We start from the raw sequence: 11,721 nt of genomic DNA on the forward strand, positions 1-11,721 counted from the left end.
CTCCTGGGTATTTTTATGCACAAAACAACCATTAATACCTGGACATAAAATCAATGGAAGCTCAAGAAAACGTACCAGCGAATAAACCTAGCGGGCAGTTGGTGATCATCGGGGGTGCAGAAGACAAGGAGGGAGACTGCACAATCCTTCGGGAGTTTGTTCGCCGCGCCGGGGGTACTAAAGCTCGAATTGTCGTCATGACCGTGGCGACAGAGTTGCCCAGAGAAGTGGGAGAGAACTATATCAGAGTGTTTGAGCGGCTGGGAGCCGAAGACGTTCGCATCGTTGACACCGTTGAGCGGGAAGATGCAACTTCAGCCACTTACTTAGAGGCCATTGAGAAAGCCACTGGTGTATTTTTTACCGGCGGAGATCAGGCTCGCATCACCAGCATTCTCAAGGGTACCCAGATCGATGAGGCAATTCACAGACGGTACGCTGAAGGAATCGTCGTGGGAGGCACCAGCGCTGGAGCTGCGATGATGCCAGATGTCATGATCGTTGAAGGCGACTCTGAGACAAATCCACGGGTTGAAGTGGTAGAGATGGGCCCCGGTATGGGCTTCTTGCCAGGAGTGGTCATCGATCAGCATTTCTTACAACGTGGGCGTCTGGGACGGTTAATTTCTGCCTTGGCACAGCAGCCTGCTGTCTTAGGATTTGGGATTGACGAGAATACAGCGATCGCGGTCAGCGATAACAAGTTTGAAGTAATCGGGGAAGGAGCTGTCACGATTGTCGATGAGTCAGAGCTGACCCATAGCAACATCGGTGACATTTTGAAGGATGAGCCTTTGGCAGTTTGTGGAGCTAAGCTTCATATCCTTCCACACGGATACAAATTTGATCTGAAAACTCGCAAGCCAATTCTTGATTAATTGAAAGTAGGGTGGGTACTTTCCATCCTACTTTTTAAATGCTACCTGTGCCTTTAAAATCTAACTGCCGAGGGATGTCTTTTTTACCCTTAAGCTTCATATACTGGGAGTAGTATAAGAAATTACATATCCTTGTAAAGGAGCTAAAAATGAGCGTAGAAGATAGAGCCAGAGCGGTTGCTAAAAACATAGAAGGCAAGGTGCAAGAGGGGCTTGGTCATGTAACCGGCGACCAAAAAGACCAAGCAGAAGGTCAGATGAAGCAGGATGAAGCTGCTGCTATGCATCTAAAAGAAGACCTCAAAGATAAAGCAAAAGAAATTGTAGATCGAGCTTAGGTTTTGTATCAAATTTTCAAGGGGGAAACTCCACAAATCTGAAAACCCATTTTCTTAAAGAAAATGGGTTTTTAAAGTGTTTTATTAAAGAAATTTAAGTGATTTGGGTAATGGCGGTCGCAAATGGTAGAAAGGCAACGAACCATTCACCATTAAATCCAATAAAAAAGAATTGACTTGACTCTGCCCTTTGATAGCTGAAAAGGTTATGCAATCGAATTAGGCTCAAGTAAGCGAGTCGCCAAGTTAATAAAAAGGGTGTTTAAAAACGGGAGATACTCAATGAGCAGAGAGATAATGACCGATGCAGTCCGTGTCAATGCGAGAAAAACGGATGCATTCGATATCTTTAACTTCAAGCATTACATGGGGCCAAACCCGTATTTGCAGACGGGGGCGCTAATATTCGATTTCGCCCTGACTGAGTACGCGCAACCTCCGGCGATTAGCGATTATGTATCGATTATTGGCGATCGCTACCCCCACCTGCGTGATGAAACCTACGAATCTCATGCCCAACTGTTCGCTCGAACCGTGTCAGAAGTGGGAAAACTGGACATGGGGCTGCACCTCAAGCACTGGAGTATCAAGCAACTTCCCGCTTGCACGAAGATTGCCGTAGAATCACTTCATGCACGCACTAGTCGGGCAGTCGTTTACAGTGTTTGGGATTGGTTTGAAGCGATCGCTCAAGGCAAAGATTTTAGGATTGACGATCAGTTCAAGGCGATGCAGGATCAGTTCCGCTACTCCGTCTACGGCGGACCGACAGTCTATGCGCTGTGGCGTACAGCTCACGAAAAAGGAATTCCCGTTTTTTATCTGTGGGACGAAGGACTGGTTCAATATGGCTATGGAAGAAAGCAGATTCGCGGGATAGCAACGACTTTTGACTGCGATAGCCATCTGGATTCGGACTTTACCACTCGCAAAGATGACTGCAAAGCTTTCTTAGGTACCTTGGGATTCCCCGTTCCCAAAGGTGACATCGTCGCTTCACTGGAAGACGCTCGCGCAGCCGCTAGAGAGATTGGCTATCCCGTCGCTGTGAAGCCGGTAGTGGGCCACAAAGGAATTGGGGTAACGGCTGATGTGCAAGATTCAGAAGAACTGAAATATGCCTTTAGCAGGGCAGTCAATGCGATTCCTAAAGAGCAGCCAGTCCGGATCATCGTCGAAAAAAGCTACAAAGGCGCAGATTTTCGTTTACTTTGCGTCAATGGTAGATTCGTCGCCGCGACGGAACGCCGCGCCGCATCAGTCATGGGTGATGGACACTCAACGATTGTGGAATTGATCGAGCAGGAAAATCGGAAGCCAGACAGGATAGATACGCCAACGTCGCCGATGGGCAAGATCCAGTGCGATGAGGCAATGGAAATGTACTTAGAAGAACAGGGATTAGGTCTAGATAGCGTGATTGAAAGCGATCGCACCGTCTATCTTCGCAAAGTTGCCAACCTATCGGCTGGCGGCTTGAGCATCGATAAGACTAGCACTGTTCATCCGGACAACATTATCCTGGCGCAAGATATCGCCCAGCATTTCCGCCTGACTTGCCTCGGTATTGATGTCATCGCCCAAGATTTATCCAAATCTTGGAAGGATGGTGAGTTTGGCATCATCGAAATCAACGCCGCCCCCGGCATCTATATGCATCTTAGACCCGCCGTTGGTGACAGCGTCGATGTGCCTTCCCATATTCTGGAAACCTTCTTTGACTCCGCCGAAAAAGCCAGAATACCTTTCATCACCTTCAACCGGATCTCAGTTCAAGAACTTCAAGAAGTCATTGACGATATCCTGATGCAACACCCCGACTGGACAATTGGCGCAGTTTGTCGGGATGGAGTTTTCGTCAATCGTTCCCAGAAAAACTTGAACAAAGATTACAACAGTAACGTTCAAAACCTGCTCCGGAATCCCCAGCTCGATCTGCTGATTGTCGAGTACACAGAAGACGTACTAGAGGCAGATGGGATGTTCTACTACGGGAGCAATCTTGTAATCTTGGATAATCCTACGGAAACCGAGATGATGCTGGCGAGAGACATTCTCCACGACTCTACTGTCGTGATTAAGGAAGGAGACACTATCTCCATCCGCTCTCATGGCTTGCTTGAACAGTACCAGCTTGGCTCAGCCGAACCTTTTTCGCGGGTTTATCTCAAAGAAATTCCGAAAATCTCACCTGAGTTTGAAGTCAGACACTAAACCTTTTGTACAAGTCTCTGGAAGACACAAGCGGGCAGATCTGTAGCCAAACCTCTCTCCGTATCGGAGAGGGGTTTGAAGATAGTTCCCCTCGCCTGTCGCTTTCTAAGGGGCGATTCTGGCTAGGTCTAAGACTGCTTCGAGCAAAATAAGTCCCTTGAGTTCGCATCTTGCACCGGACGATTGAAAGCGCACCAGCAAGCACGCAAGCAAAACTTGCCAGGAGCAGGTTACAGAACCTTTAATGTTCGCTTAGTTCGCGCTTTTCTGGGCGGGAATGTTTGTCTGGATGCCAAAGTTGCTAATCTAGTACCGTTGATCGAAAAAACGGCTGAATAATCAGATGGAAAATATTGATTGGATGAATGTTACGGCAGGCGGGATGGCGATCGCAATTTTTATCGGCGGGTTGACCATGATGTTCACGGATCTTTGGACTCGCAAGAAAAAATAATGGATATCGTCTCCGGGTGAATACTCCGATTATTTATTCGCCCCCCTATTCATTGCACATCCATCGCAGATCGCTTTAAGCTTCATCGTGCCTCTATTTCTAAGTTAAAGAAATTTTCTTGCGGAACGTTGGCTTCTGTCAGGTCGGCACCCTTGAGCATCGCCCGACTCAAATCCACATCCGTCAAGTCTGCCCCACTTAGGTTGGCTCCCCTTAAATCCGTTCGCGTTAAGTCTACCCCCCTCAAGTCGGCTTCACTTAAGTTCACCTGCTTCAAGCTAGCTCCCGTCAAGTCTACTCCTCTCAAGTCGGCTCTACTTAGATTGGCTCCCTTCAAGTCGGCTCGCGTTAAGTCTACTCCTCTTAGATCCGCCTCGCTGAAGTTCACCAGCTTCAAAATGGCTCCCGTAAAGTCCGCCCCTCGTAAGTCGGCTCCGCTCAAGTTGGCATCATCCAGCTCAGCCTTCCTCAAGTTAGCTTTGCTTAAGTCTACCCCTCTCAAGTTTGCTCCTCGTAACTTTGCCCCTCGCAGATTGGTCGCCCTTAAATCGGCTCCGCTCAGATTGACTCCGCTCAAATTAACCCCAGGCAGGGATACACCCGCAGCAATCAAGTAAGCTCCAGCTTCACTGGGGTCAAACTCGTAGGGAAATTGAGTCTCTTGCGTGTAGACAGCTTTTTCTAGAATGGTTCCCCTCAGCTTGGCTTTACTCAAATCGGTTCCAACCAGATTGGCACCCGCCAAGTTAACGTTCTCCAAATTTGCGCCGACCAGATTTGCCCTCATCAAATTTGCTGCTTTCAGGTCGGCTGACTTTAAATAAACCCCACTGAGATCGACTTCACTCAGGTTGACGCCGATGAGTAAAGTGCCAGAGGCAATCAAGTAAGCCCCCGCTTCCTGAAGGTCAAAGTCTGGAGGGAATCGAGTCTCTTGATTGTAGACAGCCTTTTGTAGGATAGCCCCCTTTAGCTCGGCTGCGCTCAAGTCTACTCCTACCAGGTTCGCTCCAGCCAAGTTAGCATTTTCCAGATTAGTTCCAACCAGATTCGCCTTTTTCAAGTTGGCTCCGCTCAAGTTGGCTGCTGTTAAATCTGCTCCAATCAGGGTGGTTCCACTCAAGTCTGCTTTCGTCAAGTCTGCCTCGCTCAGATTTGCTAAATTGAGACAGGCTCCACTTAGATTTGACCCATTCAGGTTTGCCTCTGTTAGGTCTGCTTCTATGAGATCTGCATAACTGAGGTTCGCCTCGCTGAGGTTTACCCTTCTTAGGTCTGCTCCCCTCAGCTCCTTCCCTTTGAGAAAAGCTCCCCTGAGTTCAGTTTCTTTCAAGTCTACAATCACGGCGTATGCCCCCTGGGTTTTTGCCCCCTTAGGTATTGGCTATTCAAGTCAGCTCGAATAGGTTTTTCCCCGCTCGGATTTTCTGGAAATGTTTTTAATTGTTTTTTCAGCACTTGAAAAATAACCGCTTTCAACTCTTAAGTTATTATTCCCAGTGCTGAGCAGCTGATTACTAATCATACGCGAAGTACAACTTTTCACTCGCCTGCCGATCGAAGGTAGATGGGCAGCTACCGAGCGATCGCGGCATACGCTAGCAAAGAGATCGCATGGTAAAGTTTACGAGCGATCGCAACACTCAGTTTTCTGCTTGTCAAATTCCTCCTGTTTCCAATTCACCTAGCGCTCAATCGTGACTCCACCCCTTCGAGAATTTCAGGTGGTTAGTTTTGGCTGGCTGACCAATCTTTACGTCTGGCTTGGGTTGAAGTGGATGCACCCCCAACAGCAGCCAGTGTTTCGCTCTATTGACTCTCCAAGGCTGCACCTACGCTCCCGCACGGGCACCTACGGCTTTTGAAGGGGTTCAAGAATTTTGGAGAGTCTTGCAGGTCGTCTGCTTGACCCTAAACTAGCAGTTGTTTCCCGAAAACAGGCTTCATCGCTATTTGATTCGAGTTTAGAGTTCAAATCCCAGACTGTTCTAAGGAGTCTGGGGTTTCATCTTTAAAAATTAGTTGAAAGTGCTATACCTGGGTTGTTGAAGGCGTCACGATTTCCTCAGAAGTATTCACTGCTAACGGTAAAATGACAGTGAAGGTGGAGCCAATGCCTACTTGTGAAACTAGCTCTATTCTTCCTTGTAATAATTTTACCAACCGCGAGACAATCGCTAATCCTAAACCTGTACTTTCCGGAAGGAAAGACTTTTCTTGGGGGATAGAGCGAAAGTAGGGTTCAAATATACGAGCTTGGTCTTCTGGAGGAACGCCGATTCCCGTATCGCTGATAGCGATCGCCCACTCTTTATCTGATAGCGTTTGGCAGCTTAATTTAATCGTTCCAGAGTCGGTGTAACGAATCGCGTTACTCAAGAGATTAGTAATAATTTGCTGGAGTCTCAGCGGATCTGTCAGCACCCGATCGGGGGCGCATGTGGGGTGTAGTCCTTCTCGAAGAGCAGCACAGCTATCGGCGCTAGCTGAATCGTAATCAACGATTATCTGTAGCTCCTTGGAATCCGCCAAAGGTTCTACCATTTCCAGGATATTCTGAATTAAAGAGCGTACATCTGTTACAGATGGCTGCAATTTCATTTTCCCCGCTTCATAGCGAGAAATTTCCAACGCATCGTTGATTAATCGAAGTAGCTGTCGTCCATTTCGTAGCACTTTCTCAATGTGTTCTAGATTCGGAAGGTTATCACTCTCCTCCTGCTTCCGTTGTTGTTGGCGCAAAAATAAATCTGAGTAGCCAATAATGGAAGTAAGGGGAGTTTTCAATTCGTGGGCTAGATGAGAAAGGTTATCTTTATTCGCCCGAAGCAAACGAGTTAATTCTTGATTGGTCAATTTTAACTGACTTTGCAGCTGTTGGAGTTCGTGCAATCGCTCATCCATATAGCTTTTAAAACATTGAGCGATCGCTTCATCCACTACTGTATCAATCAGACGAATGACTCGGATTATCTCAATCGGTGATGAGTCTAGCAACTCTCCCTCTAAGGTGGAAACGATTGTCTCCCGTAAAATTCGGTATTCACGGACAATTTCTACTGGATCGTAACCTTGTTCAGCCCGAAGTATACCATGTTCTAAACTTGCATCTACTAACGACTGAACATCACTGTCTTGAAACTTAGAAAGTACAGTCGCTAATGCCTTGAGGACACGGGGGAGGCTGTCGCGCAAACCCTTGTAAGATAATTCTGCTGCGGTCTCAATTCGACTATCAGCACGGACAGCTTCAATCCATTTCTCTACAATCGTGGCAGATTTATCGATCAGTAATTGACTAAAATCCATCATTTTTTGGCGCTATTGACTCGTTTACAAATGCTCTCCATAGACTAAGATTAGCTTGGGGAGTAGCTAATTTGTTTTTCCTTCTTGTTTTCGCGCCCAAATACTTCGGCTATAAGCTCTTAAAATGTTTTTAATCAAAAGCCACCCTAAGGGTTAAAAACTTCATTTTCAGGCGCTCATTTCTTCCTGTACGCGGAGATTAGCGCAGGGAATTACTTCTATTAAAGCTAAGTTTTCAGTAAAAATTCTTGTTGGGTTAGTATGTATTTCTAGTTGGGAGTCTAGTAAGGCTTTAAACAATAAACGTTGACCAGGGAAAACAATCCGTTCAAAGCTTAAGTCTTGAGTATTATCAACTCTAACAATTTGAATCTTATTTGTGCAATTTGTATAAAAACAAAGTATTTGTTCGGAAGGTTCAGAAACTAAAGAGGAGAATACTGACATCATATTGGGTGCCTTGAACGAACGATAAAATTGGCTGATTAACAAGATAGATAATATAAACTTCGACTGCTTCAAGCGGCTTCTACCTAAAGATGGGGTTGAAGGAAGGCAAGATGTAGTAGAGAATACAAACATCACTAGAATGCCTCAAAAAGTTCGTAAACTATTGTGAATTTGATGGAGAAGCGATCGCTAGAAAGCTATGTCTTCGGAAAGGTGGACTGTCTTAAAAAGGCGTGCTAAACTTATCGGTTAATCCGAGTAAGTCAGCCTAATTCAGCGTCTTAGCAAGCGATCGCTCTGTATAAGCGCTGGAACGGAGGAACCAATTAATGGGGCGTATCTCTGCCAGGAGTAAGGCAAAAGGTGTAAGGCGGAATAAAAAACTGTTTATTTATCCTTCATCCCTTATCCATTAGAGAAGAGCATCTCTCAGCTCTAGCCCGTCAGCTAACTTCGTAGGCATTGAGAGGAGACTGAAGAGTCAGCATTTTTTGAAATGTTCTGAACTCATCAGTGTCCCCGGCTGGTACTGCTCTACTTTTTTGTACCTGAAGAGTGACTCTGAGGAGCTTCATAATGATATTGCAGCTGAATTTGTCTGCGATTGCAGTTGCTGGACAGGTAGCCTGGAAACGGGCAAAACCCGTTCTGATTCGGGATGTCGTCGTCCTCCCCGCCCTTGGTTTTTTAGGAATTCTCGTTCTGTGGTGGATTGTTGCGCTTTTCAAGCATGAATTAATACCCACCCCACCAGAGGCGTTCGTCAAGAATTTAGACTACATTCTGAACCCCTTTTACCGACGGGGTCCTGGCGATCTAGGGATTGGTTGGTTACTACTGGCAAGCCTTCGACGAGTATTGCTGGGATTTTTGTTAGGTGCAGTTGTTGCCATTCCCATTGGATTTTTGATTGGGATGTCCAAGCAAGCAATGATGGCACTCAATCCCATAATTCAGATTTTCAAGCCAGTATCGCCCCTAGCTTGGTTGCCCATTGCTTTAGCAATTTTTAACCTAGCAGATCCGTCAGCAATTTTTGTTATCTTCATTACCTCTTTGTGGCCCACCATTATTAACACTGCTCTCGGTGTTTCTAGCGTTTCCAAAGATTACCTCGATGTGGCAAGGGTGCTAGAAATGCCCCGTTGGCGACGAATTACCAAGATTATTTGGCCTGCGAGTTTGCCTTATGTCTTCACTGGTTTACGGATTAGTTTGGGAATTGCATGGCTGGTCATTGTCGCTGTAGAAATGCTCACAGGCGGCATCGGGATTGGGTTTTTTGTGTGGGATGAATGGAGTCGCTTAAACCTAAGCTCAGTATTTTTGGCAGTGGTAGTGATTGGGCTGACAGGACTACTGCTGGACTACGCCCTAGGCAAAGTTGAAGCTTTGGTTACTCACCGTCGCCCTAGGGCAACCTCTGTCTAATAATTTTCTGTAAACCTCTGTTAAGTAGGGATGATTCTGCTCTAACAGAAATCGCTAGTGTGAGCGAGACTCACGGCCGTCGTGGTAACGCTGACCGCTCAAACGAGTGGGTTGCGAGACGTAGTACCTACGGCGTCAATTTTTTCAGAGAACTCATGAGCAGTAATCGCTCAAACCTAGTGGCTTGAGCTGAGTGGAAATGGATCGCAAGGACGAATTATGAGTGACACCACAAACTGGACGCGACGAAAATTTCTGGAGGGTATGGGTGCCACAGCAGCAGGAATGGCACTATCATCTTGTGCGATTAGCGGCGATCGCTCAGCGAAAGGACTCACTGAAGAATCCGCATCCATCAAACAAGTCGTAGAGCCAGGATCGTTAGAAAAACCCGATCTGATTGTTGGCTATGTGCCGGTGAATGATTGTGCGCCGTTTGCGATCGCTTGGAAAAAAGGATTTTTCCGCAAGTACGGTCTCAACGTCCAACTTAATCGGGAAGCTAGCTGGGCAACCTCTCGTGACGGCGTAATTTTTGGTCGCACTGATGCCGCCCCCGTAGTCTCTGGTGCCGTCACCAACGCCAGAATCGGTGCTGAAGGCGCACGCCATGCCCCTCTCTGCGCCGCCATGACCATTCACCGACACGGTAACGCCATGACGATGAACCGGAAAATGTGGGAAGCAGGTTTGCGTCCCTGGCGGGAGTATAACGGCGATTTAGAAGCATTTGGGAAGGATTTCCGCAGCTACTTTGAGAAGCAGCCGCGAGAACAACGAGTTTGGGCAGTTGTCCTCAGTTCTGCCATTTACGAATACTTCGTCCGCTACCTATCCGCCGCCGCCGGAGTCGATCCCCTGAAAGAGTTTCGCGTCATCATCGTTCCCCCACCGCAAATGGTGACGAACGTGCGGATAGGAGCGATGCAAGCCTACATGGTGGCAGAACCTTGGAATACCCGCGCAATTACCGGAAATGAAGGTGTTGGTTTTACCTTCGCTCAAGGCAAAGAAATTTGGTTGGGACACCCAGATCGACTGCTGGGTGTGATGGAATCTTTCATCCAAAAAAATCCCAAAACTTATCGTTCCCTCGTCAAAGCGATGATTGAAGCTTGCCAGTATTGCAGCAAGCCTGAAAACCGCGAAGAAGTAGCAACACTTATTTCCGAGCGTTCCTTTACAGGTGCCAAACCCAAATTTACTCGTCCCGCAATTATTGGCGACTACAATTATGGCGGTTTTGATGGTAAAGCTCGGATTGCGAAAGCCGAGGACAGTACAATCTTCTTCGATATCCCCGACAACATTCCCAAACGTCCAGGAGAACATTCGACATTTCTCTGGCAATCTGAAAGTCTCTGGTTAATGACTCAAGCAGCTCGTTGGGGACAAATCAAAGAATTTCCAAAGAATGCAGAAGCACTTGCCAAACAAGGCTGGAGAACCGATCTCTATCGAGAAATTGCCGCAGAAATGGGCATTGAGTGTCCCCAAGAAGATTACAAAGTTGAAGTACCGGAAGTATTTATTGATAAGAAAGGTTTTGACCCCAGCGATCCTGTTGGATATGTCAATGGTTTTGAGATTCGGGCGAACCGTCCCACTCGTTTCTTTCTGTCTTAATTAGCTGCACTGGCTACAGTTCAAGCGGCTCGGCTAAGTTTTACTTTTTGGCAAAAGCCAGCCTCGTTCATACCTTTAAAATTCTCAAGAGTTCGTCCCCAGAAGGAGCATGATATGACTAAATCCACCTCATTCTCAACGGATGCCAATAATCAAAGTGTCAACCGCACTGGATTTCTGGAAATAGAAAATCTTTGCAAGTCCTATCCCACAGCAGATGGAGGTGAATTTGTTGTTCTGGATGGCATTAATCTTAGTGTGAGTGAAGATGAATTTATTTGCGTGATTGGTCACTCTGGCTGCGGCAAATCAACGCTTCTCAAAATGGTTGCCGGGTTAGAAAAACCGACTTCCGGCTCAGTGCAATTAGAAGGTAAAGAAATTCGTAAACCTGGTGCCGAGCGCATGATGGTGTTCCAGCACTATTCACTGCTGCCTTGGTTGACGGTGAAAGAAAATATCCGTCTGGCGGTCGATGAAGTGCTAAAAAATGCCTCTCGTGCTGAAAAAATTAGCATTGTGAACGAACACCTGGCAATGGTGAATTTAACAGCAGCTGCTGACAAATATCCCGATGAAATTTCTGGCGGCATGAAACAACGGGTGGGGATTGCTCGTGCCCTCGCAATTCGCCCCAAAATGTTGTTAATGGATGAACCTTTTGGGGCACTCGACGCCTTAACGAGAGGCAAATTACAGCAGCAGGTACTGCATATTTGGGAACATCAGCGGCAGGCAGTGATGATGATTACCCATGATGTAGATGAAGCGCTGTATATGTCTGACCGAATTATACTGATGACCAACGGCCCCCACGCGAAAATTGGGGAAATTTTGGACGTGCCTTTTAAGCATCCACGCGATCGCCAAGCCCTCCGCAACTCCCGCGAGTATTTTGAATTGCGTAACCACGCTTTGAACTTCCTCGATGAATATTTCAATCAAGACGAGTAGACGAGCCATTGGTCAACTGTTTATCAAAGAAAAAACAACTGAACTGGAAACACGCTCTATTGCGTTT

The 11,721-nt window shown here is 46.8% G+C and carries 11 protein-coding genes and 1 riboswitch; of the genes, 8 read left to right on the forward strand and 3 right to left on the reverse strand.

Annotated features, from left to right (window positions below):
- Positions 1-53 precede the first annotated feature (53 nt).
- From NDA03_RS13185 to NDA03_RS13200, 4 genes are all read left to right on the forward strand, one after another.
- Complete coding sequence (locus NDA03_RS13185) at positions 54-878, forward strand: cyanophycinase (RefSeq protein WP_190415138.1); 825 nt, start codon at positions 54-56, stop codon at positions 876-878.
- Between the two features lie 149 nt (positions 879-1,027).
- Entirely contained in the window at positions 1,028-1,216 is a 189-nt protein-coding gene (locus NDA03_RS13190; RefSeq protein WP_190415139.1) for a CsbD family protein, read from the forward strand.
- Positions 1,217-1,498: 282 nt separating this feature from the next.
- On the forward strand, positions 1,499-3,430 hold the full coding sequence (locus NDA03_RS13195; protein WP_348238243.1) for an acetate--CoA ligase family protein: 1,932 nt from the start codon (positions 1,499-1,501) through the stop codon (positions 3,428-3,430).
- Positions 3,431-3,613: 183 nt separating this feature from the next.
- Complete coding sequence (locus NDA03_RS13200; protein ID WP_206755346.1) at positions 3,614-3,769, forward strand: hypothetical protein; 156 nt, start codon at positions 3,614-3,616, stop codon at positions 3,767-3,769.
- A 197-nt stretch (positions 3,770-3,966) separates the two neighbouring features.
- Here the strand turns inward: NDA03_RS13200 and NDA03_RS13205 are convergent, their stop codons facing one another.
- The gene (locus NDA03_RS13205; protein WP_348238244.1) at positions 3,967-5,229 is read right to left on the reverse strand and encodes a pentapeptide repeat-containing protein; all 1,263 of its coding nucleotides are present in this window, start codon (positions 5,227-5,229) and stop codon (positions 3,967-3,969) included.
- A gap of 352 nt (positions 5,230-5,581) precedes the next feature.
- Here NDA03_RS13205 and NDA03_RS13210 point away from each other — a divergent pair, with 352 nt between their 5' ends.
- Positions 5,582-5,749 (forward strand): hypothetical protein, encoded by a 168-nt coding sequence (locus NDA03_RS13210; RefSeq protein ID WP_190529350.1) that lies wholly within the window; start codon positions 5,582-5,584, stop codon positions 5,747-5,749.
- 166 nt (positions 5,750-5,915) lie between these two features.
- Here NDA03_RS13210 and NDA03_RS13215 read toward each other — a convergent pair whose 3' ends face one another.
- Both NDA03_RS13215 and NDA03_RS13220 read right to left on the reverse strand, forming a co-directional pair.
- Positions 5,916-7,193 (reverse strand): sensor histidine kinase, encoded by a 1,278-nt coding sequence (locus NDA03_RS13215; protein ID WP_348238296.1) that lies wholly within the window; start codon positions 7,191-7,193, stop codon positions 5,916-5,918.
- Positions 7,194-7,361: 168 nt separating this feature from the next.
- The gene (locus NDA03_RS13220; RefSeq protein WP_348238245.1) at positions 7,362-7,775 is read right to left on the reverse strand and encodes a DUF1830 domain-containing protein; all 414 of its coding nucleotides are present in this window, start codon (positions 7,773-7,775) and stop codon (positions 7,362-7,364) included.
- A 123-nt stretch (positions 7,776-7,898) separates the two neighbouring features.
- A riboswitch (cyclic di-AMP (ydaO/yuaA leader) is annotated at positions 7,899-8,120 on the forward strand.
- Positions 8,121-8,219: 99 nt separating this feature from the next.
- Between NDA03_RS13220 and ntrB the strand changes: the two genes are divergently transcribed.
- The 3 genes from ntrB (at position 8,220) to NDA03_RS13235 (ending at position 11,654) form a co-directional block, all read left to right on the forward strand.
- On the forward strand, positions 8,220-9,074 hold the full coding sequence (gene ntrB / locus NDA03_RS13225) for a nitrate ABC transporter permease (RefSeq protein ID WP_190677137.1): 855 nt from the start codon (positions 8,220-8,222) through the stop codon (positions 9,072-9,074).
- Positions 9,075-9,293: 219 nt separating this feature from the next.
- Positions 9,294-10,700, forward strand: a complete 1,407-nt coding sequence (locus NDA03_RS13230) for an ABC transporter substrate-binding protein (RefSeq protein WP_190677135.1) — start codon at positions 9,294-9,296, stop codon at positions 10,698-10,700.
- A gap of 114 nt (positions 10,701-10,814) precedes the next feature.
- Complete coding sequence (locus NDA03_RS13235) at positions 10,815-11,654, forward strand: nitrate ABC transporter ATP-binding protein (RefSeq protein WP_190529343.1); 840 nt, start codon at positions 10,815-10,817, stop codon at positions 11,652-11,654.
- The last annotated feature ends 67 nt before the right edge of the window (positions 11,655-11,721 follow it).

This window comes from Trichocoleus sp. Lan, from assembly GCF_039961855.1.
Taxonomy (GTDB): domain Bacteria; phylum Cyanobacteriota; class Cyanobacteriia; order Cyanobacteriales; family FACHB-T130; genus FACHB-T130.